Annotated in this window: 22 protein-coding genes; 9 read left to right on the top strand and 13 right to left on the bottom strand. The window is 68.9% G+C overall.

Annotation, left to right across the window (positions count from 1 at the left end; translation table 11 throughout):
• The first annotated feature begins 76 nt into the window (after window positions 1-76).
• Window positions 77-1,096 carry an iron-siderophore ABC transporter substrate-binding protein gene (locus FDA38_RS03075; RefSeq protein ID WP_137252530.1) on the top strand — a complete coding sequence of 340 codons (1,020 nt, stop codon included), beginning with the start codon at window positions 77-79 and terminating at the stop codon, window positions 1,094-1,096.
• A gap of 101 nt (window positions 1,097-1,197) precedes the next feature.
• Here the strand turns inward: FDA38_RS03075 and FDA38_RS03080 are convergent, their stop codons facing one another.
• The gene (locus FDA38_RS03080) at window positions 1,198-1,845 is read right to left on the bottom strand and encodes a superantigen-like protein SSL4 (protein ID WP_137252531.1); all 648 of its coding nucleotides are present in this window, start codon (window positions 1,843-1,845) and stop codon (window positions 1,198-1,200) included.
• A gap of 275 nt (window positions 1,846-2,120) precedes the next feature.
• On the opposite strand from FDA38_RS03080, the gene FDA38_RS03085 reads away from it, so the two are divergent.
• The 3 genes from FDA38_RS03085 to ispF are packed head-to-tail and all read left to right on the top strand — an operon-like array spanning window position 2,121 to window position 3,786.
• On the top strand, window positions 2,121-2,606 hold the full coding sequence (locus FDA38_RS03085) for a CarD family transcriptional regulator (protein WP_130446326.1): 486 nt from the start codon (window positions 2,121-2,123) through the stop codon (window positions 2,604-2,606).
• Window positions 2,607-2,620: 14 nt separating this feature from the next.
• Window positions 2,621-3,319, top strand: coding sequence for a 2-C-methyl-D-erythritol 4-phosphate cytidylyltransferase (gene ispD, locus FDA38_RS03090; protein ID WP_137252532.1), 699 nt, complete (start codon window positions 2,621-2,623; stop codon window positions 3,317-3,319).
• Entirely contained in the window at window positions 3,316-3,786 is a 471-nt protein-coding gene (gene ispF, locus FDA38_RS03095) for a 2-C-methyl-D-erythritol 2,4-cyclodiphosphate synthase (protein WP_137252533.1), read from the top strand. Before ispD ends, ispF begins: the two co-directional genes overlap by 4 nt.
• Here ispF and FDA38_RS03100 read toward each other — a convergent pair.
• Window positions 3,776-4,735 carry a nitrilase family protein gene (locus FDA38_RS03100; RefSeq protein ID WP_137252534.1) on the bottom strand — a complete coding sequence of 320 codons (960 nt, stop codon included), beginning with the start codon at window positions 4,733-4,735 and terminating at the stop codon, window positions 3,776-3,778. The genes ispF and FDA38_RS03100 overlap by 11 nt on opposite strands.
• Before the next feature lie 70 nt (window positions 4,736-4,805).
• On the opposite strand from FDA38_RS03100, the gene FDA38_RS03105 reads away from it, so the two are divergent.
• On the top strand, window positions 4,806-5,684 hold the full coding sequence (locus FDA38_RS03105; protein ID WP_137252535.1) for a LysR family transcriptional regulator: 879 nt from the start codon (window positions 4,806-4,808) through the stop codon (window positions 5,682-5,684).
• On the opposite strand, the gene FDA38_RS03110 is transcribed toward FDA38_RS03105, so the two are convergent.
• The 4 genes from FDA38_RS03110 to FDA38_RS42585 all read right to left on the bottom strand — a co-directional run bounded on the left by FDA38_RS03110 (window position 5,668) and on the right by FDA38_RS42585 (window position 12,122).
• The gene (locus FDA38_RS03110) at window positions 5,668-6,237 is read right to left on the bottom strand and encodes a hypothetical protein (protein ID WP_137252536.1); all 570 of its coding nucleotides are present in this window, start codon (window positions 6,235-6,237) and stop codon (window positions 5,668-5,670) included. The genes FDA38_RS03105 and FDA38_RS03110 overlap by 17 nt on opposite strands.
• 4 nt (window positions 6,238-6,241) lie before the next feature.
• Window positions 6,242-7,525: a M1 family metallopeptidase gene (locus FDA38_RS03115; protein ID WP_233714493.1), complete on the bottom strand. Its 1,284-nt coding sequence runs from the start codon at window positions 7,523-7,525 to the stop codon at window positions 6,242-6,244.
• A 14-nt stretch (window positions 7,526-7,539) separates the two neighbouring features.
• On the bottom strand, window positions 7,540-11,472 hold the full coding sequence (locus tag FDA38_RS03120; RefSeq protein ID WP_202877538.1) for a Pls/PosA family non-ribosomal peptide synthetase: 3,933 nt from the start codon (window positions 11,470-11,472) through the stop codon (window positions 7,540-7,542).
• A gap of 317 nt (window positions 11,473-11,789) precedes the next feature.
• Window positions 11,790-12,122 (bottom strand): SDR family oxidoreductase, encoded by a 333-nt coding sequence (locus tag FDA38_RS42585; RefSeq protein WP_202877539.1) that lies wholly within the window; start codon window positions 12,120-12,122, stop codon window positions 11,790-11,792.
• A gap of 91 nt (window positions 12,123-12,213) precedes the next feature.
• Here FDA38_RS42585 and FDA38_RS03130 point away from each other — a divergent pair, with 91 nt between their 5' ends.
• Window positions 12,214-13,134, top strand: a complete 921-nt coding sequence (locus tag FDA38_RS03130) for an AraC family transcriptional regulator (protein WP_202877540.1) — start codon at window positions 12,214-12,216, stop codon at window positions 13,132-13,134.
• A 63-nt stretch (window positions 13,135-13,197) separates the two neighbouring features.
• On the opposite strand, the gene FDA38_RS03135 is transcribed toward FDA38_RS03130, so the two are convergent.
• The 3 genes from FDA38_RS03135 to FDA38_RS03145 are packed head-to-tail and all read right to left on the bottom strand — an operon-like array spanning window position 13,198 to window position 16,905.
• Window positions 13,198-13,971 carry an FHA domain-containing protein gene (locus FDA38_RS03135; protein WP_137252540.1) on the bottom strand — a complete coding sequence of 258 codons (774 nt, stop codon included), beginning with the start codon at window positions 13,969-13,971 and terminating at the stop codon, window positions 13,198-13,200.
• Window position 13,972: 1 nt separating this feature from the next.
• Complete coding sequence (locus tag FDA38_RS03140; protein WP_137252541.1) at window positions 13,973-15,811, bottom strand: serine/threonine-protein kinase; 1,839 nt, start codon at window positions 15,809-15,811, stop codon at window positions 13,973-13,975.
• Entirely contained in the window at window positions 15,808-16,905 is a 1,098-nt protein-coding gene (locus FDA38_RS03145; RefSeq protein WP_233714494.1) for a neutral zinc metallopeptidase, read from the bottom strand. The genes FDA38_RS03140 and FDA38_RS03145 overlap by 4 nt, the downstream gene beginning before the upstream one ends.
• Window positions 16,906-16,971: 66 nt before the next feature.
• Here FDA38_RS03145 and FDA38_RS03150 point away from each other — a divergent pair, with 66 nt between their 5' ends.
• A complete protein-coding gene (locus FDA38_RS03150) occupies window positions 16,972-18,681 on the top strand; it encodes a DUF2207 domain-containing protein (RefSeq protein ID WP_137252542.1) in 1,710 nt (569 codons plus the stop codon).
• A gap of 35 nt (window positions 18,682-18,716) precedes the next feature.
• On the opposite strand, the gene FDA38_RS42040 is transcribed toward FDA38_RS03150, so the two are convergent.
• Entirely contained in the window at window positions 18,717-19,724 is a 1,008-nt protein-coding gene (locus tag FDA38_RS42040; protein WP_170989564.1) for a neutral zinc metallopeptidase, read from the bottom strand.
• Window positions 19,725-20,294: 570 nt separating this feature from the next.
• On the opposite strand from FDA38_RS42040, the gene FDA38_RS03160 reads away from it, so the two are divergent.
• On the top strand, window positions 20,295-20,717 hold the full coding sequence (locus tag FDA38_RS03160) for a hypothetical protein (RefSeq protein WP_137252543.1): 423 nt from the start codon (window positions 20,295-20,297) through the stop codon (window positions 20,715-20,717).
• A gap of 458 nt (window positions 20,718-21,175) precedes the next feature.
• Here FDA38_RS03160 and FDA38_RS03165 read toward each other — a convergent pair whose 3' ends face one another.
• Both FDA38_RS03165 and FDA38_RS03170 read right to left on the bottom strand, forming a co-directional pair.
• Complete coding sequence (locus FDA38_RS03165) at window positions 21,176-22,498, bottom strand: neutral zinc metallopeptidase (protein ID WP_233714495.1); 1,323 nt, start codon at window positions 22,496-22,498, stop codon at window positions 21,176-21,178.
• A 26-nt stretch (window positions 22,499-22,524) separates the two neighbouring features.
• A complete protein-coding gene (locus FDA38_RS03170) occupies window positions 22,525-23,430 on the bottom strand; it encodes a neutral zinc metallopeptidase (RefSeq protein ID WP_137252544.1) in 906 nt (301 codons plus the stop codon).
• 234 nt (window positions 23,431-23,664) lie between these two features.
• Here FDA38_RS03170 and FDA38_RS03175 point away from each other — a divergent pair, with 234 nt between their 5' ends.
• Window positions 23,665-25,359: a DUF2207 domain-containing protein gene (locus tag FDA38_RS03175; RefSeq protein WP_137252545.1), complete on the top strand. Its 1,695-nt coding sequence runs from the start codon at window positions 23,665-23,667 to the stop codon at window positions 25,357-25,359.
• A 54-nt stretch (window positions 25,360-25,413) separates the two neighbouring features.
• Here FDA38_RS03175 and FDA38_RS03180 read toward each other — a convergent pair whose 3' ends face one another.
• A complete protein-coding gene (locus tag FDA38_RS03180; RefSeq protein ID WP_137252546.1) occupies window positions 25,414-26,706 on the bottom strand; it encodes a peptidase C39 family protein in 1,293 nt (430 codons plus the stop codon).
• Window positions 26,707-26,746: the final 40 nt, after the last annotated feature.

Here is a 26,746-nt window from a genome sequence, read left to right on the forward strand (position 1 = left end):
CCCGCAGGTCGCGACGGCCTGTGGGGTTAGCTTAGGCTCTCCTTAGTTGAGGCACTTGGTCTAAGGAGAGTTCACCATGTCCTGGTCCCGTACGCGGGTCGTCAGTGCGGTCACCACCGTGCTGCTCGCCACGACCACGCTGGCCGCTTGCGGCAGCGACGGCGACAAGCAGGCCGACACATCGGCCGGTACGGCGTCGTCGGGGTTCCCGGTCACGCTGAAGAACACGTTCGGTGATACGACCATCACCAAGAAGCCGGAGCGGATCGTGACGCTCGGCTGGAACGCCCAGGACGTCGTCTACGCGCTGGGTGAGACCCCGGTCGGGATGCCGAAGGTCACCTACGGGCCGACCGCCGACGGCGTGACCGCGTGGGACGCGGACAAGTTCGACAAGTCAAATACGACGTTGCTCGACACCGGGGACAAGTACCCGTTCGAGCAGATCGCGGCGCTCAAGCCCGACGTCATCCTGGCCCCGTACGAGGGGTTCGACGAGGCGACGTACAAGACCCTGAGCGGGATCGCGCCGACGGTCGCGTACCCGGGGGCGCCCTGGCAGACCACCTGGCAGGACCAGACGCTGCTGGTCGGTGAGGCGCTCGGCAAGAAGGCCGACGCGGAGAAGCTGATCACCGGTATCGAGGACAAGATCAAGCAGGTCGCGACCGAGCACCCGGAGTTCAAGGACAAGACGATCACGGTCGGCTCGTTCGGCGCCGACAACTACGTCTACATGCCGGGCGACCCGCGGGTGCAGATCCTGAACGAGATGGGCTTCAAGAACGCGCCGGGTGTGGAGGCGCTGCAGAAGACCAATACCAAGAAGGAGTTCTCGCTCGCGATCAGCAAGGAGAAGGTCGCGGACGTCGACGCGGATGTGCTGATCGCGTACGTCGACGGGATCGGGACGCAGAAGTTCCTGTCCGACCCGGTCTACTCGTCGCTGGGGGCGGTCAAGAGCGGCGGGGCGTACGCGCTGCAGGACCAGCAGGTGATCTCCGGGATGAGCGCGGTCAGCGTGCTCAGCGTCCCGTGGGTGCTGGACAAGATGATCCCGGGCCTGTCGAAGGCAGCGTCAGCCGGCAAGAACTGAGCAAGAACTGAGGCTTGTACGGCGGGCCTCGGCCACCGGTTCGCCGTACGAAGAAGAACGGGCCGTCCCGCGCCGGGGCGGCCCGTTCCGCGTGCTGTGAGCTACTCGGCCGAGTTCGGCGACGGGGAGTAGTGGTCGTCGGTGAGGACCGGGACGTACGCCGAGACCGGCGCCGCGTTGCCGAACGTGACCGTCACGTTGACCATCTGGCCCGGCTTCGCGCCGGTGACGATGATCGCCGGACCGGCGTCCTCGGCACCCGGGGTCGGGGCCGACGGGGTGTCGGTCGGAGTCGCGCTCGGGGTCTCCGACGGCGTCGCGCTCGGGGTGGCCCCGGCCTCGGCGATCGGCGGGGTGTCGGCACCCGGCAGGCGGAGCGCGGCGTGCGGCTCCAGCTCGACCGGCTGGGTCAGGCCCTCGAACTTGACGTCGGTCGGCTGGTCGGCGCCCGCCTGGCCGTCCTGCGTCCCGGCCGGCGCCTGCGCGATGCTGACCAGCGTGTCCGCCTCGTCACCGTTGTTGACGATCACGCTGTGCAGTTCGCCCTTGCCCTCGGCATCGGCCAGCACCAGCATGTTGCGGATCTTGAGCTGGCCGGACTCGAAGTTCGAGCCCTCGGCGGCCTGGTACGGCTGCAGGGTCGGCGCATCGAAGCTCGCGCTGCACGCCGCCAGCGCGATACTGAGAGTGGCGGCGGCGCTCGCCAGCGCAGTACGCCGGACGAACCGCGAGGACAACGTGATCGGCACTGGAATCCCTCTCGTGCAAGCTGTTTCGACACTGTCTAGGACAGTTCGTGACGCCGTCAGGCGGCCGCCTCCGGCGCCCCAAAGCGTAGCCCTCGGGCTCCGCGACCGTGACGGCGGGATGCCCGCGACCGGGGCGGCAGGCAACGGCTCGCGCGCGTACGAGGCACGCGAGACAGCGTTTGTCAAGGCGAGAAGTGGGCCCTGACCAGCGCAAACGCCAGAACCGGACCACCGACCGCGTGGTAGGATAGGTCTTGGAAAGGGGCACTTCACACATGACTTTCACAGTCGGCGAGACGGTTGTTTACCCCAATCACGGAGCGGCCGTCATCGAGGACATCGAGACCCGTCAGATCAAAGGTGAGGACAAGACCTATCTGGTCTTGAGGATCGTCGCTCAGAACGACCTGGTCGTCCGGGTCCCCGCGTGCAACCTCGATCTTGTCGGCGTGCGTGACGTCGTCGATCAGGCTGGCCTGGAGCGCGTCTTCGACGTGCTGCGCGCACCGCACACGGAGGAGCCGACCAACTGGTCGCGTCGTTACAAGGCGAACCTGGAGAAGCTGCACTCCGGTGACGTGCTGAAGGTGGCAGAGGTCGTCCGCGACCTGTGGCGCCGTGAGCGTGACCGCGGTCTGTCCGCCGGTGAGAAGCGGATGCTGGCGAAGGCTCGCCAGATCCTGGTCTCCGAGCTGGCCCTGGCCGAGCACACCAACGAGGACAAGGCCGAGGCCATCCTCGACGAGGTCCTCGCTTCCTGAGGTCGCAGTTCTGAATGACTAGCGCGGTCGTGATTCCCGCGGCCGGGTTAGGGCTGCGGCTCGGTGGTGAGACACCGAAGGCATTTCGAGAGGTCGGTGGCGATTCGCTGCTGGTCCACGCGGTGCGTGGACTGAAGGCAGCGACCGCCGCCGACCTCAGCTGTTTCGTGGTCGCCGTACCGCCGGGCACCGAGGAGACGGTCTCCAAGGAGCTCGAGCCGTACGTCGGGGACGCGACGCTGCTCGTCGTCGCCGGCGGCGCCGAGCGACCCGATTCGGTCCGGGCTGCCCTCGAGGTGGTCCCGGTCGACGGGATCGACTGCATCCTGGTGCACGACGCGGCGCGGGCGTTCGTTCCGGCCGACGCGATCGAGCGGGTGGTCGCGGCGGTGCGAGCCGGCGCGCAGGCCGTCGTACCGGTGGTGCCGGTGACGGACACGATCAAGCGGGTCGGGCCGAGTGGCGAGGTCGTCGACACGCCTGACCGTTCGACGTTGGTTGCCGTCCAGACGCCGCAGGGGTTCGCTCCTGAGGTGCTGCGGCGCGCGCACGCCGCCGGCGCTGACGCGGGCGTGACGGATGACGCGATGATGTGTGAGCGGCTCGGGGTGACCGTGCAGACGGTCGAGGGATCGCCCGATGCGTTCAAGGTGACCCGCCCGCAGGACCTGCTGCTGGCCGAGGCGTTGTTGGCGGAGAGGCGGCTCGGATGAAGATCCCGCGAGTCGGCAACGGTATCGACGTACACCCGTTGGAGGACGGCCGCCAGATGTGGCTGGCCGGACTGCACTGGCCGGATGAGCCTGCTGGGCTGTCGGGTCATTCGGACGGAGACGCGGCCGCGCATGCCATCTGTACGGCGTTGCTCACGGCGGCGAAGCTGGGTGACCTGGGTTCGAACTTCGGCACCGCCGAGCCCGAGTGGGCCGGTGCGGCCGGGGTCGCGCTGGTGGCGGAGGCTGCTCGCCGGGTGCGAGCCGCCGGGTTCGAGATCGGGAACGTGACGGTGCAGATCGTCTGCAACCGCCCTCGAATCGGCGCCCGCCGCGAGGAGGCGGAGAAGGTGTTGTCGGCTGCCTGCGACGCCGAGGTCTCGGTGAGCGCGGCAACAACCGACGGCCTGGGCTTTCCCGGCCGGGGCGAAGGTATCGTCGCCCTCGCCACCGCCCTTATCTATTGACCGGGTCCGTCGAGAATCTGGCGGCACGCGGGTCGAGTTCGTTGCCTTGGCGTTCGGTGAGGAGGCCGTAGAGCTCGGGTCGCCGGCCGCGCAGCCAGCGCCTGCCAGTTGCCAGAGGCACCAAATCCAGGTCGAGGTCGGCAATGACCACGGCCTCCGCCGGTACGGGTGTCTCGGCGACGATCCGGCCGTATGGGTCCAGGATCATCGCGTTCCCGGTCCGGAATTCGTCGTCGTCGCGGCCGACACCGTTGCTGAACAGCACGAACATCCCGTTGTCGTGTGCCCGCGCCGGCAGCCACCGCATCAGCCAGCCCCGCCCGCTCGGGCCGTTGAACGCCTCCGCGATCGCTGCCTGGTCGCCGCTCTCCCAGACCTCGAGCGGGATCGGCCTCATCCCGTGCGGGCTGCGCGAGTTCGTCCCGCCCGTCTGATGCGGCGCGATCAGGACCGTTGCACCGAGCAACGCCGTGATCCGGACGTTCTCGACCAGGTTGTTGTCCCAGCAGATCAGTACGCCGGCCCGGAATCCCCAGGGCGTGTCGAACACCGTGTACGACGATCCGCTCGCGATCTGCTCATGCTCGAACGCGTGCAGCTTCCGGTGCACGTGGACGGTCCCGTCCGGCAGGCAGACGGCGTACGCGTTGAAGAGTGTGTCGTCGGCGATCTCGAGGAAGCCGACGCCGAGGCCGGCGTCCAGTTCCTTGGCCAGGGCAAGTACTCGCGTGACCAGCGGTCCGTCGGCGGGCTCGGCCAACTCGTGCAGTCGCTCGGGCGTGTGCCGGCGGAGGTGCCAGTAGCCGAGCAGGCACAGCTCCGGGAACACGACCAGCCGGGCGCCGTCGGCAACCGCCGTACGGGCGAGTCGTTCGACGGTGGCGAGGTTGATCGACGGCTGGTCGGGGGTCGGCTCGAACTGGACGACGGCGGCGCGGAAGGACGTCATACGACCATCGAAACGCCGAGGCGTCTATGACGTCCAATAGACGTTTGAGACAATTCCATATCCTGGGGTTATGGATCTCCGTCTGCTCCGGGCGTTCGTCACGGTGGCCAGGCTGCGGAACTTCGGTGCCGCGGCCGAGGAGTTGTCGACCAGTCAGCCGGCGCTGACCAAGCAGATCCAGGTACTGGAGCGTCGGGTCGGTTCGGTGCTGTTCAGTCGCGGCCGTCATGGTGCGCGGCTGACGCCGGCCGGGGAGCTGCTGCTTCCTGACGCTCTGGAGTTGCTGGACCGGTCGGAGGCTTTCGAACGGCGGGCTGTGCAGGTCGCGTCCGGGGCCGAGGGGTCGCTGGCGATCGGGTTCGGATTGTCCGGGATCGAGCTTGCCCCGAAGGCGGTTGCGCTGTTCCGGAGCCGGTGGCCGGGAGTGACGATCTCGCTCGAGGACATGCCGTCGTCGGTGCAGTGTGAGCGACTGCTGGCCGGGAGTCTGCAGATCGGGTTCGTCCGGCTGCCGGTGCCGGCCGGTCTCGAACACCTTCGGTTACGGCGGGATCGGCTCACGCTCGCGGTGCCGGCCGGGCAGGATCTGCCGCGTGACCTGGTCAGCTGGATCGACGCCCGCCCGCTGATCCGGCTCACGCCGTCGCGGGGGCCGGGGCTGACGGCCCAGATCAACAGCCTGTACGCCGAGCTTGGTTGCCATCCGCAAATACTTCAGGAAGCCGGCGATCTACAGACCGTACTCGCCCTGACCGCCGCCGGCGCCGGGCCTGCCGTCGTACCGCAGTCCGCCGAACGGATCGCACCACCCGAGGTCCGCCTGGTGCCACTGCCGGGCCGCGCCGCAACCTGGTGGACCGGCACCGCCTGGGCCACCAGAACCCCACTCACCGAACGCTTCGTAAAAGCCGCCGCCGAAGTAGCCCGCCAGGTCAGGGACCGGAGCTGAACCCTGGGTTGACGACCTGGCGGACGTTGCCGTGCAGGCGGCGGTTGTGGACGGCGGCGGCCGCGATGATGCCGGCGGCAACGAGCAGGCAGAGGACGCCGCCGACGAGGTCCGCGGTCACGTTCTCCTCGCCGGCGAACTCGGGCTGCAGTACGCCGTGCTTGTCGAGGATGACCGGGACCTTGCCGTCGGGGAAGTCGTGCGAGCCGTGTTTGGTGAAGTCGTAGCTGTGGCCGTTCGGGCAGTCCGCGGTGAACTCGTACACCGGGTCGCCGTCGTACCCGCGGACGTGGCAGGTGATCGTCGTACCGACCTGGGACAGCGCGACCGGCGTCGGCGTCATCACGAACGGTACGGCGGCCAGCCCGCCGGCCAGCGCACCGAAGTACCCGAAGTTGCCGCCGCCCAGCGTCGCGATCCCCATCACCAGGAACCCGGCGCCAAGGATCAGCACGAGCACCGACAGCACGATGTCGTGCGGCGGAAACGTGTACAACGCGCCTGCCGCGACCAGCAGCACCCAGCCCAGCACGATGTGATGCCAGCTCCGCACCGGTTTATCGCCTCCGGGGCAGGGGCGGTAGCTCGTAGGAGTCCAGCCAGGCGGCGAACAGGTGGCGGAGGACTTCTTCGTCCGGGCTGAAGGTGGTTGCCAGCGCGATGAACTCGGTGGTGGTGACCGAGCTGTGCCGATGGACCTTGGTCCAGGTGTGTAGGAGTTCGAAGAATGCCTCGTCGCCCAGGTGCTTGCGCAGTACGTGCAGGGTGATCGCGCCGCGCTTGTAGAGGCGGTCGTCGAACATCAGTTCCGGGCCGGGGTCCGACAGCATCAGGTCCTGCGGGAGGCCCTTCAACCGCGAGTGGGCCTTCGAGACCTGTTGGTCGGCGGTGAGGCCGCGTGACTCCTCGGACCACAACCACTCGGCGTAGCAGGCGAAGCCTTCGTTCAGCCAGATGTGCTGCCAGCTCGCCGGCGTCAGGCTGTTGCCGAACCACTGGTGCGCCAGCTCGTGCGCGACCAGCCGCTCCGATCCGCGCCGCCCGTCGACATGGTTGCTGCCGAACACCGAGATGCCCTGCGCCTCGAGCGGGATCTCCAGCGGATCGTCGGTCACCACGACCGCGTACGCGCCGAACGGGTACGGCCCGAACTGCCGGCAGAACAGCTTCATCATGTCCTGCTGCCGCCCGAAGTCGTGCCGGAACTCGCGGATCAGTCGACCCGGCAGCACGCCCCGCATCGTCACCGGTGACGTGGCCAGGTCCACCTCGTCGTACGACCCGATCTGCACGGTGGCGAGGTACGTCGCCATCGGCGCGGCCTGGTCGAACACCCACGTCGTACGGCTCGCCTTGACCCGCCGCGACACCAGCCGCCCGTTCGCGACGACGCGGTACGGCGAATCCGTGGTGATCGAGATCCGGTAATGGGCCTTGTCGCCGGGGTGGTCGTTGCACGGGAACCAGGTCGCCGCGCCGCTCGGCTGGCTCGCGACGATCACGCCCTCGGTGAGTTCCTCCCAGCCGAGCTCGCCCCACGGGCTGTCCTCGGGCTTCGGGTTCCCGCCGTACTGGATGTCGACGGTGAACTCGGCGCCGTCGGGCAGGTTCGCGGTGATGTAGAGCTTGCCCGCGCGCTGCGTGAAGCGCTGCGGGCGGCGGCCGTTGACCAGCACCTTCGACGCGCGCAGCCCGGAGAGGTCGAAGCTGAACCGGGACAGCGGCTGGGTAGCGAAGGCCGTGATGGTCGCCTTGCCGTTCAGGCGGTTGCTGTTGACCCGATAGTCGAGCTCCAGGTCGTACGACTCGACCTTGTAGCCGGCGTTTCCATGAGTGGGCACATAAGGGTCAACCATCAGCCCTGCCAAGGAGCGATCGGGTTCCCAGCCCAGCGCGTACCCGCCGGCACACCTTCACCACGCATCACGAGAGACACCGGCCCGATGGTAGCTCCTGCTCCTACGCTCGCGGCCGGGAGGACGATGCCGTGCGGTCCGAGGGTTGCCCCGGGCCCGAAAGTGACTGTGCTCATGGAGAGAACTCGATCATGAAAAAGGTGCGTCTGCAGCACGCAGCCGCGATTCACCGTGGCACCGTCGCCCAGGGTGACCAGATCTGCCTCCGGCAACCAGTACGTCTCGCACCAGACGCCCTTGCCGATCTTGGCGCCGAGTGATCTGAGCCACAGGTTCAGTACCGGCGTACCGGCGGCGGCGTTCGCGAACCACGGCGCCGCGACCAGCTCGACGAAGCTGTCGACCACCTCGTTGCGCCAGACGAACGAACTCCACAGCGGATACTCGACCGCGCGCGTGCGGCCCACGATCAGCCACTTGGCGACCGTCGCCATTCCGCCCGCGACCGCACCGGCGGTCAGGATCACCGCGCCGGACAGCAGCAGTGCGGCCAGCGGGCCGAGCCAGATGTCGAGCGCCTGCAGCGCGAAAAGCACGCCGATCCCGATCAGGACCGTGCACATCATCGGGACGAAGCGGCACAGCTCGACCAGCGCCCGCGCGACCTTCAGCTTGTACGGCGGGTTGAACGTCCGGCTCTGATCGCCCGCAACGGCCTGCCGACGCAGCTTCACCGGCGGCGAGCCGAGCCACGACGTACCGGCCTTGGACTTCTTCGGCGCCGCCGACAGCACGGCGACCAGGCCGTTCTTCGGGACGCTCCGGCCCGGTGCGGTCATGCCGGAGTTGCCGAGGAACGCGCGCTTGCCGACCTTCGCGCCGGCTACGTGCAGCCAGCCGCCGCCGAGTTCGTACGACGCGATCATCGTGTCGTCGGCGAGGAACGCGCCTTCGCCGACCGTGGTCATCTTCGGGAGCAGCAGCACTGTCGAGGCCTCGACGTCGCGGCCGATCTTCGCCCCGAGCGCCCGCAGCCACCACGGGGTCAGAAGGCTCGCGTACAGCGGGAAGAGGAACGTCCGGGCCGAGTCGAGCAGCCGCTCGGTCGCCCAGACCTGCCACCCGATCCGGCTGCGGACCGGGTAGTGGCCGGGCTTGATCCCGATCCCGAGCAGCCGTACGCCGATCAGCGTGAGGATCGCCATCGTCGCGAACCCGACGACCGTCATCAGCGGGATCGCGGCCAGCCCCTTGAGCGCCGCGTCCCCGAGGGTCTGCGTGCCCTTCACATACTGTCCGAGTACGACGAACGCCGCCGCCGCGGCCGCCACCGGGATCAAGGACATGATCGCGGACTGGGCGCCGTACGCCGCGACCCACCACGGCGCGCGGGCGGGCCGATGATCCGGCCACGGGTGCCGGGCGCGACCGATCCGGGCCGCGGGCGAGCCGGACCAGCGCTCGTTCGGCGGCACCTTGCCGGAGACGGCGGAGCCGGCCATGATCTCGGCGTTCCGGCCGATCTCCGAGCCGGGAAGAAGAGTGCTGCGGGAGCCGACCACTGCCTCTGCGCCGACGGTCACCGCGCCGACATGCAGCCGGTCGCCGTCGATCCAGTAGCCGGCCAGGTCGACCTCGGGCTCGACGGATGCGCCGCGACCCATCGTGAGCATGCCGGTCACCGGCGGAAGCGTGTGCAGGTCGACGCCGCGGCCGACCTTGGCTCCGAGGGCGCGGGCGTAGTACGCGATCCAGGGTGCGCCGGCGAGGTTGGCCGCGCCGGCGGCGTCGGCGAGGTTCTCCGCGGCCCAGAGGCGGACGTGGACGTTGCCACCGCGTGGGTACGTCCCGGGCTTCAGGCCGCGCAGCAGGATCCGGGCGCCGAGTACTGCGATGCCCATGCGGCCGGCCGGGCTGATCAGGATCAGCCAGCCGGCGAGGATCCACCACCACGACACGGTCCGCGCCCACGGCAGCGGCTCGATCAGCTCGGCGAGCAGGTTGTTCAGCGTGAAGACGTACACCAGCCAGCGGACGCCGACGACGGTCTGGAGGATCAGGGTCAACGCGGTCTGCAGGAGCTGGGTGCTCTTCGGCGTCGGACGGATGTCGCGCAGCTCGACCGGCTCCAGCGCGGCGGGCTGGAACTCGTCGAGCCGTTCGGCGAGCGCGCCGAGCCGCGGGTACTCGTAGATGTCGCCGACGGTGACGTCGGGGAACTTCTCCCGGAGCGCCGAGACCAGTTGAGCCGCGGCGAGGCTGCCGCCGCCGTGCAGGAAGAAGTCGTTGTCCTCGCCGGTGACCTTGGCGCCGAGGACCTTGGTCCAGCGCTCGGCCAGCCAGCCCGCAGTACCGGTCAGCTCGGCGGGCGGGCCGTCGCTGTCCATACCGGGCAGCGGCCAGGGGAGTGCGTTCCGATCGACCTTGCCCGACGTCCTGGTCGGCAGCGTGTCGACGACAGCGAGCAACGGCACTAGCGCCGCGGGCAGTGCTTCACGCAGCCGCTCGGTCGCCTTGGCATTGTCGAAGGACGCCGGGTCCTCCGGTACGACGTACCCGACGAGCAGCTGATTGCCGGCCGCGCTGTTGCGTACGGCGGCCGCGGCGCCCGTGATCCCGGGGAGCGCCTGCAGGGCCGCGTCGACCTCGCCGAGCTCGATCCGGCGGCCGCCGAGCTTGACCTGCTCGTCGGCACGGCCCTGGAACAGCAGGCCCAACGGATCGGACTTGACCAGGTCGCCGCTGCGGTACGCGCGCTCCCAGCCCAGCGTCGGCATCGGGGCGAACTTCTCGGCATCCTTGACCGGGTCGAGGTACCGGGCCAGGCCGACGCCGCCGATGATCAGCTCGCCGATCTCACCGTCGGCGACTTCGTTGCCTGCAGCATCTACTACGGCGAGATCCCAACCGTCCAACGGCAAACCGATCCGGACCGGGCCTTCGCCGGTGAGCTGGGCGGCGCAGGCCACCACCGTCGCCTCGGTCGGGCCGTACGTGTTCCAGACCTCGCGGCCGTCGACCGCGAGCCGCTCGGCGAGCTCGGGCGGACAGGCCTCGCCGCCGAAGATCAGCAACCGCACCTGATCCAGCGCGTCCGGCGGCCAGAGCGCGGCCAGCGTCGGCACGGTGGAGACGATAGTGATGCCTTGGGCAACCAACCACGGCCCGAGGTCCATACCGGTCCGAACCAGCGAACGCGGAGCCGGCACGAGGCAGGCGCCGTGCCGCCAGGCCAGCCACATCTCCTCGCAGGACGCGTCGAACGCGACGGACAGACCGGCCAGGACGCGGTCGTCCGGTCCGATCGGCTCGCTCTGCAGGAACAGGCGAGCCTCGGCATCCACGAACGCGGCGGCAGAACGGTGTGTGACGGCGACGCCCTTCGGTACGCCGGTCGACCCCGAGGTGAAGATGATCCACGCGTCGTCTGTCGTCTCCGGGCCCTGCGTGCCGCGCGGGACGTCAGTCGCGGTCCCGGCGTCCATGCGGGCGGAGTACGGGTAGTCGAAGGCGCCGTTCGCTGCGTCGTTGTCCGCGATCGGTTGCTGCTGCGGGCGGGTCACCGTCAGCTCGAGCTCGTCGCCGACGGTGGCCGCGACAGCTGCCTCACCGAACACCAGCTCGGCGCGCTCTTCCGGGTCGTCCGCGTCCACGGGAACATACGCCGCACCGGCCTGGAGCGTGCCGAGAATCGCGACGTACAGGTCGTTGTGCCCGGACGAGATCCGGATGCCGACGCGGTCGCCCGGACCGATTCCCGCGGCCGTCAGGCGGTTGGCGAACTTGGTCGTCTGCTCCAGCAGTTCGCGATAGCTGAGGCTGACGCTGCCGTCATCGAGCGCCGGCTCGTCGGCGTACCTGTTGGCGGTCTCTTCAAGCACATCCACAAGCGTCCGCGCGGCCGTCGCCAACTCCCCGCGTCGCAACGTCACGGGCGGATAATACGCCGCATGGTTATCAGCTGGATAACCCGAAGCGAACAGCTCAACTGCTTGTTGTATCCCGATCGTGTGCGAATGCCTTGAAAGTACGGGCCGATCGCCCGAGCGCCTGCTCCACATCAGTGGTCGGTTCGCCGCCGTATCCGTTGGCGATCGAGGTCAGGATGTCGGTGAGAAGTTCCGCGCCGGCCCGCGGAACGCCTTGGTCTACTAGCTTTTCGGTGTAATCGGCGGGGGACAGGGCGACGTACTCGACGCGGAGGCCGGCCTCGGTCAGTTGGTCGGCGGCTTCGGTGAACGTGATGGCTTCAGCCGCGGACGGTCTGTTCGACGGCGTGCAGGGGATGGCTGGGGTCGGATGCGCGGGAGGCCGACAACAGGACAAGGCGTCGTACGCCGGACGCGAGCGCCCGGTCCGCGAACCGGGCGAGCCGGTCGCCGGGGCGGACTGTGGGCTCCACGAGATAGGCAGCAGTGATGCCGTCGAGCGCCGGCGCCCACGTCGAAGGGTCGTCGAGATCGAGTCGTACGTCGCTGCCGGTGCGCGACGCCGTACGGACGTCGTGGCCTGCGGAGCGGAGGCGGGCTGCGATCCGGCGGCCGGTGGTGCCGGTGCCGCCTAGGACGAGGAACTTGTTCATGCGCTTCAGCCAACTGCAGTCCAGGCAGACGATCCATGGGAGATCGTCGCCGATCCCTTTGTGATCGTCTAGCTTGGTCAGAGTGGATGTGTTGAGCGACTTGCTGCAGCGGGCACAGGCGTCGGATGCGCTGGTGCGGCAGATCATCGCGCGTGGGCCGTGGTCGGTGACGTATGCGGACGTGCCGTCGCTGTCGGTCGTCGCGACGCTCGGTGGCAGCGCATGGCTCCGGCTGGACGACGGTGTGCCGACGATGTTGGCTGCTGGTGACATCGCGCTGATCACGGGTGTTGGCAGTTACACGATCGCGGACGATCCGGCGACACCGGCGTACTACGTGATCCGCGGCGGGCAGAAGTACACGATCGACGGGGAGCCGGTGGAGTGGCGGGGTGAGTACCTGGCGCCGAGGACTTATGGCGATGGGTTGCCCGGCGCGACGACGATGGTGCGCGGCGCGTACGACCTGCGCGGTGATGTCGGGCGGCGGGTGCTTGAGCTGCTGCCTCCGCTGGCGGTGGTGTCCGGTACGCCGCAGAACCGTCCGGCGCTGGACCTCCTGACCACCGAGGTCGCTCGCGAGGAGCCGGGGCAGGACGCCGTACTACGGAGGTTGTTGGACTTCGTGCTCGTGCTGGCGCTGCGTGCGTGGTGTGCGAATGCGGAGCTGCCGTCCTGGTACCAGGCTCTCAGCGCCCCTGGGATCGGCGATGCACTCCGCCACCTCCACGATGACCCTGCACACCGTTGGTCGGTCGCGGAGCTCGCTGCCAAGGTCGGCCTGTCCCGCGCCACCTTCGCCGCCCGCTTCACGAAGCTGGTCGGCCAGCCGCCGCTCACGTACCTGACTGCCTGGCGGATGACCCTCGCAGCCGACCTCCTCCGCACCACAACCGCCCCCGTGGCGGCTGTGGCCCGCCAGGTCGGCTACGAGGACCCCTTCGCGTTCAGCGTCGCCTTCAAACGCACGTACGACGAGTCTCCGACGACGTGGCGCGGACGGGGACGTTGATGGCGTTGTCGCGTTTCAGCATGGCCGGACGGTAGGTCTGGTTGCTCGGGACCCCTCCCGAGCTCAGTCGTCGAGTACGGCGAGGTCTGCTGGGACCAGCGTGGTCGTCAGGAGCAGGGCCCGGAACAGGTTGTCGTTCAAGGCGTTGCCGACCGGCTCACCGACCTCCTCGCGAGTCAGCCCGGGTACGCCGTCCCGCGACAGCCGGCTGCGCACGTTGGACACCAGGTGCTCGACGCGCTTGGCGGTCCAGCCTTCCGTCGGCTGTAGCTCGGAGAGCTGGTCTGCGGCCTGTCGCCAGGACAGGGGCAGCGGATGTAGGTCGTGTAGCAGGTACCGCTGGCCGACGACGGTCAAGGCCAGCTTCTCCGCGGGAGACAGTTGCCAGACGCGGGGCGGGTGCGTGGGGTCGCGTGGGCGCAGTACCGGTCGGGTGCCGCTGTCGCCGACGACGTACACCTCCAGCAGATGCTCGCGACCGCTGGAGCCCTGGACGAACAGCGGGGTATATCCGGCCGCGAGCGGCATCGGGTCCTCGCCGGCGAACAGCGTCTGCTCGCGTGGGAACCGGACCGGCAGCCGCCCGGTCACTGCGACCCACCACTGCCCAGACCGGTAGCTGATCGACCCGTGCATCCGGCTGACGCGCGGATCGTCCTCACCGACGCATACATGGACCTCAGGCCGGTTCCGCCCGAACAGAATCGTCCGGTGCGGTCCAGGGTCGACGGTGAGGCCACCGCCGACGCTCAGCACGAACATCGTGCCCGGCTGGGCGTCAGGTACGCCGCCTGCCAGGCTGGCCTGGTCCTGCGGAAGACTCCGGATCGGCTCCATCTCACGCCCTCGGCAGCTTCACGACGGCGGACTGGGCGAGCTTTGTCGCCAGTCCACACAGCGTGGCGGGCTTCGCCGAACCACCTACGGACATCGTCACCAACTCGACCGCGTCCTGCCCGTTCGACTCGACGTACGTCCGGTAGACGATCACTACCGCGCAGGTCTTCGGACCGTCATTCTCGTTCGAGAGGAACGCGGACCGCCCGCCCACTGTGATCGGCTGCCCGTCCGAGGCGTCGAGCGGCTGGTTCCGGTCGAAGTACAGGTCCACCGACAGGTCGCTGGCCGTGCTTTCCCAACCACACGACCAGTTCCCGAACGACGTGTCCGGATGTGTGGCGTCGACACCGGGGATCAGCTCGAGTGCCTTGTTGTCCAGCAGCGTGCACGCGTTGACGTGCGCCAGCGACGTGGCCGGCAAGGGCTCCACCCGCCGCGGGACCGGACCGGCCTGCACGACGCTGATTGCCTTCTGCGTAACGGCTTCCGCCATCGCGCACACGTCCATCCCGGAGCCCTCCGTGTGCCGCGCCTCCACCTGGATCTGTGTGCGGTCGGAGAGGACCAGCACCCGCTCGCAGTCGTCACCGCCGGACTGCACTCGCGTCACAGTGCGCAGGTTGCCGGTGAACTTCTGCACCGCACCTCTCGGCGAGTCGGTGTAGGGCAGATTCAGCTCCGCCCGTACGTCGACCTCCTGGTCGCCCTTGCCGGTCACCACCACGTCGCACCGGTCGAAGTTCCCGTACGCCGGATCCAGCGTGGTCTGCCCGAACCGGCTCAGCGACTTCTCGTCGATCAACGCACACGGATCAACCGTCAGCGGATCCCCGACCGGTCCGGCGGCAGGCGTCGTGGGAGTGGAGGGCTGGACCGACGGCTGCCCTGGCTGCTGCTCTGACGGCCGGCCTGACTGTTGCGCCGACTGCTCCGCGGTCGGCTCGGCCGGTCCTGAGAACACATGCGACAACACCAGCGCCACAACGACGGCAACAACAACGGCAGCCGCCGCGGCCGGAATCACCCAGCGGCGGGGGCGATGCGGTGGCGCAGCAGCCGCGGCGCCGCCGCCGAGCTCCTCGACCACCTCGGCAGCCGATGGCCGGTCCTGCGGATCGATGGCGAGCATCCTGGTGATCAGCGGCGTCAGCTCACCGCCTCGCTGCAACGGCTCCAGCTCGCCCCGCGCCGCGCGCCGCAGTACCGCGAGAGGATTGGGGTCGTCGCCGAACGGCGAGTGCCCTTCCAAAGCCGAGTAGAGCACCGCACCGAGCGAGAACACATCGGAGGCAGTAGTAGGTTCGTTGCCGTTGGCCACTTCCGGGGCGAGGTTGGCCGGCGTACCGACGGTCGCGCCGTCGGTCAGCGTCGCCTCCGCCCACATCCGCCGCGAGATGCCGAAGTCCGCGAGTTTCGCCGTACCGTCCGAGGTCACCAGGATGTTGGCCGGCTTGAGGTCGCGATGGATGATGCCGGCCGCGTGCACGGCCTGCAGCGCGGAGGCGATCTGTACGCCGATCTTTGCGACCTGGTCGACCGGCAACCTGCCGAGTTCGTCCAGACCGCGCGACGGCAGGTACTCCAGTACCAGCCAATGCTCGTCGCCGTCGGACACCACGTCGAAGATCGTCACCACGTGCGGATCGTGCAGCCGGGCGCCGGTCTGGGCCTCGCGGCGCAGCCGGCGTCCGTCCGGGTCGTCCACGCCGGGGTGCGCGCGCTTCAGTGCGACCGTGCGGTCGAGTTGCTGATCGTGGGCACGCCAGACCGAGCCCATGCCGCCCGAGCCGAGCGGTTCCCCCAGTAAGTAACGGCCCCCGATCAGCCGATCGCTCACTTCACCAGGTCCGCCGATACAGCGAAGGTGTCACATGCCTTGTTGGCGCCGATGTTGAAACCGTTCTGGATCCAGAAGCCCTGACTGGTGGCCAGACCGTGCGTCCGCTCATCCGGCGGCGTGTCCGGGGACTCGCCGAAGCTGTTGCTGGATTGCTCCTTGAACTCGTCCAGCCGGTTCGTCAACGGGTACGACTTCTCCACGGCCTTGCTGAACACACCGCCGAAGCACGAGGCCTGCAACTCGTTGCGCCGCGAGCTCTCGAGCTTCTGGTCCGGATGGTCCTGCAGATAGACCGCCCGCGCGTAGAACAGTCCGGTGACGCCTTGCACGTGGTGCCCGTACTCGTGCGCGATCGTCATCAGGTACGCCAGGTCCTGCTGCGGTCCGAAGGCCCGGTTCATCTGCTTCACGTCGACGTACATCACCTGGTTGCCGTAGCAGTAGAACGCCAGTACGCGTCCGGACAGCGGCTGGAAGTTGCCGCACGCGGTCTGCACCGGCTGGTCGAACACGACCAGTCCTGGATCCGGCTTGTCCTGGCCGAGCTCGTGGAAGATCGGCCGCCACGCATCGTTGAGGCACTTGAACAGCCGCTGGTAGTAGACCTTCTGCGCGGCCAGGCTGCCGCTGCCGAGGTTCGCCGCCGGGCAGTTCTCCTCGGGGAGCGGGCCGGTGCGGTAGACGTCGGCGTTCAGCAGGTAGTCCTCGGCGGTCCCCTTCTGCGGGTTCGTGGTCGGGGTCGGCACGATCGACGGACCCGTCACACCGGGGTCAGCGGTGTCGGTGCCGCTGTTGCCCATCAGAGCAGCCATGACGGCCACTGACACACCGATGAAGATCAGCAGGACGAAGCCGAGCAGGATCAGCCGGAGCGGGCCACCGCGCTTCCGCGGGGGCTGGAACCCGTTGAACTGACCCGGAGAACCGTAGTACGGCTGCCCCCACTGACCCGGGTACTGCTGCGGCGGACCGGGTGGGTACTGGCCCTGCTGCGGCGGCCACGGGGCTGCCTGCGGCGGTGGCAGGATGCCGGGCGGCGGGCCGGGTGGTCGGCCCTGCGGCGGGCCGCCGTACCCGTACGGGCTGCTCACTACTCTGGCCTCCAGGCTGGTCGGTCGAGTTCGCTGCACGAACCGGCACGAGACTACTCTCGACCCATGTCACCGAAGCGCCGCCTCCTCCCGGCTGCCCTGCTGATGTCCCTGACTGCACCGGTCGCGGGCCTGTTCGTTGCCCTGAGCCCGGTGTCCGCCCAGGCGGCGGGTCGGGCCGACGACCAGATCACGGCGTACTCCGCGGATGCGACGCTCACCAAGGACGGGCAACTCCAGGTGAAGGAGTCCGTCGACCTGACCGCCGGCGGTACGACGTTCAGCCGGACGCTGACGACCCGGGTCCGGTCCGACTCCGAGCGCGACCGCACGTACGACCTGAAGGACGTGTCGGCGACGGTGAACGGCCAGCCCGCGCAGGGCTTCCAGAACCAGAGCACCGACGACGGCCGCAAGCTCACGCTGAACGTGTCCGGCCAGTCGAAGATCGTCTACAGCTACACGGTGGACAACGTGGTCGCCGACTCGACCGAGGGCCGCGAGGTGAGCTGGCCGATCGTGCAGGGCTTTCCTGTCTCAGTGCCGACGGCCAACCTGAGTGTCAGCGTCCCGTTCGCGACCTGGGTGACCTGCTTCGCCGGCCGGACCGGTTCGAGCATGCCGTGTACGTCGTCCCAGTTGGGTGAGTCCGCCGACCTGCAGATCCAGCAGAACGGCGTACCCGCAGGCGGGCGGCTGACGTTCCTGACCGGGCTGAGCGACCAGGCGACGGTGCAGGCCAACGCGCAGTACTCGACCCGCTGGTCACTCGGCCGCGCGTTCACCGCGGACTCGAGCACGATCGGTCTGGCCGTGATCGTGTTCGGCATCGGACTGCTCGGCGCGGTCGGCCTGTGGTTCTTCCGCGGCCGCGACGCAGCAAAGGTCGGTGACGGTGCGCCGGAGCGCCCGGTGCTGGACGGCGACGACGGACCGCAGTTCGCCGCCCCGGACGGGATCCGGCCAGGTCAGGTCGGCACGGTGGTGGACGAGACGGCCGACGTCGTCGACATCACCGCCACGCTGCTGGACCTTGCCGTGCGCAACTACCTGACGATCGTCGAGCAGCCACGCGAGTCGCACTTCGGGCGGCTGGACTGGGAGCTGCAGCGGCTGCACCCGGGCGGTCCGGAGCTCCTGCCGTACGAGAAGGCCTTGCTGGACGCGGTATTCGCGGACGGCGACTCGGTGCTGGTGTCCGCGCTCGGCCCGTCGCTCCGGCCGAGGCTCAACCTGGTCCGCGAGCAGTTGTACGCCGACGTCGTGACGCAGGGCTGGTTCAACAACCGTCCGGACGCGGTCCGGAACCGGTGGACCACTGCGGGCGTGGTGCTGCTCGGTGCAGGCGTCGTACTGACCATCGTGCTCGCGATCGTCAGCAAGTTCGGTCTGGTCGGGTTCGCAGTCATGGCGGCCGGCCTGGTGCTCGCACTCGTCGGTCAGGCTGCTCCGGCCCGGACCGCGCGCGGCGCCGCCGTACTGGGCCGGGTGGCCGGTCTGCAGCACTACCTGGCCAACGAGTCCTCGGCGACCCTGCCGCAGAGCCACCGGCTCGAGTTCGCGTCCCGCTGCCTGCCGTACGCCGCTGTGCTCGGACTGACCGAGAAGTGGGCGCTGGAGATCGCGGCGACCGATGACGACGACGACCCCGACGCCGGGATCGGCTGGTACTCCGGACCGGAGAACTGGCACCTGTCGGACATCGGGGAGTCGCTCAGCAACTTCGTCAACGCGTTCGGCGGCTCGCTGACCACCGCCCGCCGGCTCTTCGGCTGACGGGCGGCGGCTGCGCTCTTGCGGCTGTTGCGGGCTTAGTTGACCCGGACGTCCGCTGCGGTGAACGTGTTGCAGGCGTCCGGCTTCTTGCTGTTGTAGCCGGTGATCGACCACTGGTAGTTGCTCACCCGGTTGCCGTGGTCGTGCACGCGCGGCCGGGCGTAGTCGTCACCGGAGTGGGAGATCAGGAACTTCCAGTTCGCGAGCAGCGGGCCGCTCATCGGGGTGAACGTCGCGTTCGCACCGAGGTAAACCGCGCCGAGGCAGGTCGCCTGCAGCTCGCGCCGGCGGCTCTCGAGCAGCTTCTGGTTCGGCGTCATCGACTGCTGTCGTGACATCGACGAGGCGAGGATGCCGCTCAGCTTCTGCACGTGGTGCCCGTATTCGTGGGCGAACGTGTTCAGCATGACCGCGCGGGCGTAGACCGGGTTGGTCCGGTAGTACCCGTTGTCGACGGCGAACGGCAGGTAGATCGTCTCGTTCGCAGCGCAGTACGCCGCACGCACGCTGCGCTGGATCCCGCACGGGGACGGCGTCTTGCCGACGTACACGACTGCCTTGGGGTTGCGGAACGGGAGGTTGGCCTTCTTCATCGCCAGCCACCAGGTGCGGTTGAGGCAGGGCAGCAGACGGTTGTAGTACTGCTGAGCTGCGGCGACCGTGACCGGTGCGAACGGCGGCTCCGCGCACTTCGACGCGGCGACCGGGCCGATCTTGTAGAGCGCGCTTCCCTTCACGACCTCGTCGACCGTCGGGCCGCGCGGTGTGGACGGGCTCGGCGACGTCGACGGGGACTCGGACGGCGACGAGGAGGACTCGGACACGGGTGCCGTCGGATTGTTGGTGGCCTGCTGGTCATTGCCGCCGATGCTGCGGACGATCAGGGTGATGCCGGAGCCGACTACCAGCACGGCGAGGACGACCAGGCCGATCAGGAGACCGCGGGAGACCTTCTTCTTACGCCGGCGGCGGCCGCCTGGTGGCTGGGGGATCGGGATCGGCGGGTACTGCCAGGTCGGTGCTTGCTGAACGGGCTGACCCATCGGGCCGGTTTGTCCGCCGTGGGGAGCGCTGTGGCGGCCGGACTGTTGCTGCTGCTGTGGGGTGAGCGCGTTGCTCCATGGGGAGGCAGGTTGTTGGTTCTGGTTTGCCGGGCCCCAGAGATAGGAGTCTTCTGAGCGAGGACCGCTCTGGTCGCGCTGCGGGGGCTGAGACGGCGATGACTGCCAAGCACTCGACGCGGACTGCCCCGTCGCCGACCATCCCTGCCCTGCGGTTGGTTGACCGGAGCCGGTATCGGACTCATCCCGGGACTCGCCGTCGCCCGCGGACTCATCCCGGATCGTCCACGACTGCGCAGACCATGACGAGCCGGCCTGCTGGGCGTCGGACTGGCCGGACTCCGGCGGAGCCGGCTGCCACGAACCGGACGGGCCTGCCTGGGATGGGCCGGGTTGGCTGGAGCCCGCTTGCGTCGTGTCGGGCGCAGACTGCGCCCAGAACGAGTCCGCCTGCTGGGCGGCCGGCGACGGGTTCGTCTGCCACGGATCAACCTGAGCCGGCCCGGCCTGCCACGAACTCGGCTGGTTGGCACCAGGGCGACCGGGACCCGCTTGGTTCGGGCCCGGCTGGTTGGGTGCCGACTGATTCGGGCCAGGCTGCTGCGGACCGCGCTGCTGCGGGCCTGGCTGGTTGGGGCCGGGCGGAGGCGGGCCGGGCTGCCACGAGCTCGGCTGGTTGGAGCCTGGCTGGTTCGGGCCTGGCTGGTTCGGACCTGGTCGGTTCGGGCCGGACTGTTGCGGGCCTGGCTGGTTCGGGCCGGGCTGGCCAGGACCTGGGCGACCGGGACCGGGCTGCTGCGGGCCGCGCTGTTGAGGACCGGGCTGCTGAGGTCCGGGCTGCTGAGGTCCGGACTGCTGGGGACCGGGCTGGTTCGGGCCGGGTTGGCCTGGGCCGGCTGGCTGGTCGGGGTGTTCGCGGCGGTTGGGGTTCCAGCCGCCGGCGAACCAGTTGTTGGCCGGCGGCTCGGCCTGTGACGGGTTCTGGAACTCGCGCTTGGCGTCGGTGTCCCCACTCCACCACGACTGCCCAGGCTGACCGTCCCCAGGACCACCCTGCTCCTGCTGAGGACCACGCCGCCCATCCCCAGAACCGGACCGCCCCGCACCGGGGCCTGACTGGTCGGGTGCGCGGCGACCGTCGCTTGTGGTGGGGCCGCGGTGGCTTTCCCCGGGAGCGCCTTGGGGCTGTCCGGGGGCGTGCTGGTCTGCGCCGGGGTGGTGGGGGGTTTGCCCGGGACCGTGCTCCGGTGGGCGGTTCGGCTGATCGTCAGCCGGGTCGCTCCCCGGGGGCTGGTTCCAGTTGTCCGACATCGATGCTCCTCACGACCTTGCTGGGTGGGGGTGCCGAATGCCGCCTCCCCCGGACATACTTTGCGCGATCCGGACCCGCCAGGCTAGCTACCCCGGCCAGTCGTCTCGAACAAGTTAGTCACCTACTGCACCTGCCCCGCCGATGCGGCCCAGGTGTTGCACGCGTTCGGGTTGCGTCCGTTCCAGCCGCGCAGTGCCCAGTAGTTGTGGATCGGCGGGGCGCCGTGGTCGTGCGCGTTGTCGATCGTGTTGGCGATCAGCCACCGCCACTGGACCAGCGACTGCCCGGTGATCGGGTACGTACGCCGGTTCGAGCCGATGAAGATGTCCGAGAAGCACGACGCCTGCAACTCCAGCCGCCGGCTGTCCTGCAGCTCCTGCGCGTACGTCGCCCGCTCGTACCGGATCCGCGCGTACGCCTGCAGGATCCCGGTCTGGTTCTGCACGTGGTGCCCGTACTCGTGGGCGAACTGGTGCAGCATCCACATCCGTGCCCAGACCTTGCTGTACGACTGGGTGTACTTGTTGTAGTTCCCGACGTCCTCGGTGAGGTTCATGTAGATCGTGTCGTTGGTGCCGCAGTAGAACGGCGGCCCGGAGTCGCTCTTGGCCCCGCACGGCGACTGCACGGTCCCGCTGAACGTGATCACGTTCGGCGACTTGACCCGCCCGCCGGCCTTGGCGATAAGCGGCGCCCACGCCTTGTTCAGACAGCCGAGCAGGTTCTTGTAGTTGGCCCGCGCTCCGGCGGCGGTGCTCTGCCGCGACCTGGACTCCTTGCAGTTCACCGAACTCATCGCGCCGGCCTTGTACAGCTTGTTGCGCAGCACCAGGTCGGTGTCACTCGGGCCGGGGTTGGTCTTCGGCGTGCTGGTCGTCGAGCGCGTCGTGGTCGGTCGCGGCGCCTGCGTGGTCGGCTGGGTCGTGGTCGGCCGGACGGTGGGCCTGGTGCTCGGCTGCCCGGACGGTTCGGTCGACGGCTCGGTCGTGGGGCTGTACGACGAGGTGGTCGTCGGCTCGGCGTACGACGGGTCGCCGTCACCCTTCATGATCGACGAGGCGATCTTCAGCCCGATCACTCCGACCACCACCACGCCGAGGATCACGAACAGCGCGATGATTCCGCCGCGGCCCTTCTTCGGCGGCCGCGGTCCACCGGGCGGAGTACCCCACCCGAACTGCGGCTGCCCGTGGAACGGCTGCCCCTGGAACGGTTGCCCAGGCCCCTGATAAGGCGGCCCCTGGTACGGCGGACCAGACGGCGGCCCCTGCGGCGGCCCAGGCGGACCAGGCGGACCCTGGTACGGCGGTCCCTGCGGCGGGCGACCAGCCGGCGGCGGTGCGCCGTACCCGGGCGCCTGCTGACCCGGCCCCGGCTGCCACCTCGGTGGCTGCTGCGGCGGGTACTGCTGCCCGGGCGGAGGACCCCACTGGTTGCCTGACACAGCGGTGACGCTACCGGAGCCCAGGCTCAACTTACCCGTGCGGGTGAGGCCGACCAGGTGTTGCAACTGGCCGGGTTCCGGCTCGCGAACGCCGCCCGGCTCCAGGCGCCGTGGCTGGTCGTGCTGCCGTGGTCCCGCGGGTACGGCGGCCGGTCGCCGCTGTTGTTCACGTCGTACAGCCACATCTGGTACGCGTACCCGGTGATGCCGTAGCTGCCCCGGTTGGAGCCCAGGAACACGTTGCCCAGACAGGACGCCTGTAGCTCGAGTCGTCTGCTCAACAGCAGTTGCCCGTCCGTGGTTGCGTCGTACCGGAGCTTCTCGTACGCCTCGCCGAGACCTGTCATCCACTGGACCGAGTGCGCGTACTCGTGCGCCACCGTGAAGCTGCCGACCATCCGGCCGAACGTCGGGTTCTGTTTGTAGAAGGAGACGACCGACGGCGACTCCATATAAATGGTGTGGGTCGTCGGGCAGTAGAACGAGCGCCCTGGTCCGCTGCCACACGGCGTGTTCACCGTGCCGCCCCAAACAACCAGACCGGGCGAACGGAACCGCCCACCGGCTGCAGCCACCTGTCGCGGCCACGCGCGGTCCAAACAGGCCTTGATCGTCTTGAAGTACGCCAATGCCTGCGCACCGTTGCCCGGACCGGTCTTTGCCTGCTTGCAGTTCACCGTCCGCATCGCACCGGTCTTGTAGAGCCGGTGCGTTGCGTTGTACGTCGCCGGGCTGACGGACTGCACCGGCTTCGGCGGCGCGGTGGTCGTCGTCTTCTTGGTAGGCGTCGGAACAACTGTGGTCGGCGCAACGGACGTAGGAACAGGCGGTTCCGCAACCGTCGGCTCCTCGCCACCACCCTGCGTGAGTTTCACGAACAGGAACACACCACCGGCAGCAACCACAGCAACCAGGGCAACGATCAGCAGCACTGCCCCGCCTGACTTCTTCCGTGGCGGTTGGGGTGGCAACGGACCCCAGCCGTACTGCGGTCCGGGCGGAGGCGGCGGCGCGTGGTACTGCGGAGGCCGGGGAGGAGCCGGGTAACCCTGCTGTGGCGCCGGGGCGAATTGTCCGGGAGGCGGTCCCCATTGGTTGCCTGACACTCCGCAGACGCTATCGTGCCCGGTGTCAACCTGACCCTCTTTCTACGGTGTGATTGGGCGATGCGTCTACGTCTCCTCGGGCTCTCCCTGTGTGCCCTCGGCCTGCTCGGCCTGTCCGCTGTCCCGGCCGGCGCGGCCGGTACCTCCGGTTCCGGCGCTGCCGCCGACCCGGTGGTGACCAACTACGACAGTCAGGTCCGGGTCGAGCGTGACGGCCTGCTCCGGGTGGCGGAGACCTGGAAGCTCAGCAACGTGAACGGGACCTTCACCCGGTTCATCGTCACCCGGGACCACCTGCCCGACGACATCGACCACGTCCAGGAGATCGGCGACCTGCAGGTCAAGGCCGGCGGCCAGGACAAGAAGGCGGACGTCAAGACCGACGGCGACGTCACGTCGATCGCGGTCCCCGGCATCGACAGCGGTACGACGGAGCTCGACTTCTCGTACACGGTCAAGGGTGCGGTAGCAACGGTTCTGGACGGCACCGAGGTCCGGTTCGCGCCGCTGACCGGGATCAGCATCCCGATCCAGCAGGCGAACGTGGTTTACAGCGTCCCTGAGGTTTCGCACGTCTCCTGCTTCGCGGGCCCGATCGACAGCAACATCCCGTGCACGCTGGCGCAGATCGGCGAGACGTCCGGTCCGACCTTCCAGCAGACCAACCTGCCGCCGGGCAACACGGTCCGGATGGCGGTCGGCTTCCCGAAGGGCCAGATCGCGGCCAACTCGATCGTCGAGTACCGCCACACCTTCAAGCGCGCTTTCTCCACCGACGCGGCCCAGCTGATCACCGCGCTGGCTGTTCTGCTGCTCGGTGCGCTCGCCCTGTTCGCCCTGTACCGCCTGCGTGGCCGGGACCAGGTCGACCCGCGCCGCGTCGTACCGGCATCGTTGTTCAGCCTCGGGACCGATGCCCGGATCAACTTCTCGCCGCCGTCGGACCTGCGGCCCGGCGAGGTGGGCACGCTGATCGACGAGCGGATCGACCCGGTCGACGTGACCGCGACGATCATCGACCTGGCCGTCCGCGGGCACATCACGATCATCGAGCAGGAGCACAACACGGAGTACTCCCGTCCGGACTGGGAGCTGCGCCGGGTCTCGAACGCGCCGTCCGAAGAGCTGCAGCGCTACGAGAACGTGCTGATCCGTGCGATCTTCGGCGACGCCGACTCGGTGCTGGTCTCCGAGCTCGGCCGCCAGGTCCGCGCGAACCTCGAGCAGGTGCAGGACGCGCTGTACGACGGTGTGGTCAAGCGCGGCTGGTTCAGCGAGCGCCCGGACCGGACTCGGTCGCTGTGGGCAACTATCGGCATCGCCACCACGGTGGTCGGCGTCATCGCGACCGTCCTGCTGGCACTGCTGTCGACCTGGGGTCTGCTCGGCATCGCCATCACCCTGGTCGGTATCGGACTGCTCGTCGTCGGTCGCTACATGCCGGCCAAGGCTCCGGCGGCCGGCCGCGTCCTCGGCCAGGTCGCCGCGATCCGCGGTGAGCTGCTGGAGATGGACGTCAGCGAACTGCCGACCGACCAGCACGCCGAGCTCTGCTCACGCGCCCTGCCGTACGCCGTCGTACTCGGCGGCTCGGAGCGCTGGATCGACGCGCTGGTTGCCACCGACACCACACCGGACCAGGAGGACGAGGGCTTCACCTGGTACCGCGGTCCGCGCGGCTGGCACCTGCAGTACCTGCCGGACTCGCTCCGCAACCTCACCACGAACCTGACGGGCGCACTGTTCGCCCGCTAGTCCGTTAAGAACAGAGCCCGCCACGCCGCCCCGGCGCGGCGGGCTCTGTCGTCTCTACCAGTTGTGCTGCGGAGCAGGACTCGGCGGAAGCGCCACACCCTCCGGGTGGATCACATAGACGAGCCCACCCGAATGCGGCACCCAGGCGTTCTCGAAGGCAGCCCGGTCGTACGTAGTCCGCACTTGGTCGTCACTCGCGATCAGATGAGACGCCGGGTCGTTCACCACCACGTTGCCGGCGGCATCGAATCCGACGATCACCATCAGGTGCCCGTTGGTCCCGTATCCCGCGCCGGGCAGATCACCCTTCTTGAACGACAGCGAGGCCACCAGCGGGATCCCCGCCTTGATGAACTGCTCCGCCTCGGTCAGCGACCGCAGCCGGGTGATGAACCCGTCCACGCCACGACTCCCGGCGTACGCCGTGTTGAACGGCCAGTTGCCGGCACCGTCGTACGAGTAGTCGAAGACATGGCGAGCAGAGTGGTCCACCTGCGGATCCGGATCAGACGGGTCGACCCACGCGGTCTCGGCCGCGGTTGGACCGGCGCCCCAGTAGTCCAGCACCATCGCGGTCGACGTCGCCGAGCACCAGGCCTCGCCCCCGCCGTCCCACTGCGGGTAGTGCCCGATATGCGTCTCCTGCGAATACGTCGGTACGTCGAGCACCATGCCCTCCGCGCCGCCAAGGGGGCTCACGGCAACGGTCTTGTCGGAGGGCAGCCGGGACGCCATCGCTCCGACGGAGCGGACGACCGGCGACTGCGTCGTACCGCTGAGCCGGTAGAGCGTGACCTTGAGCTGCCAGCGGTCCAGCCACTTGCCGGCCGCGGCCTGGAAGGTGTCGACGGCAACGGATCCGTCGGCGTCGCCCTGGCTGGGCACTGACGTGCGGTGGATGTCGCCGGCTGCGGTGTCGTCGCCGCCGGACCAGCGGCCCAGGACGTACCACTTGGTGGCGGCGCCGAGGTTCGTCGTACCGGCCATCGACACTTCGACCCAGGTCCCGGGCGGGGTGGTCGCGTTCCACGAGGCGACCAGCTCGGTCAGCCCGAAGCCGGTGCTGACGTGCGGCGAGATCCAGCTGGTCTGGTCGTAGCTCTTGGCGGTGCCGTCGCCGAACGGATCGACGTACGACGTGGTGCCGGTCGATGTGCCGAAGGTGAGGGCGCCGTCGGTGACGGTGGTGCCGAACCGGTCGCCGGCCAGGAAATCGGTGGTCGACGTCCACGTGTGGTAGGCGATCTCCCGGGCAGGGGCGACCTTGACGGCTTCGCTCGGCAGGGTGCCGGCGCTGAGAACAACCGCCCCGACGATCAGGGCGGTGACAGAACGGGCGGAGGTCATATTTCGACGTTAGACCCGGATGGCACTCGCTGCCATGTGA

Source organism: Kribbella jiaozuonensis (genome assembly GCF_005233875.1).
GTDB classification, from domain to species: Bacteria; Actinomycetota; Actinomycetes; order Propionibacteriales; family Kribbellaceae; genus Kribbella; species Kribbella jiaozuonensis.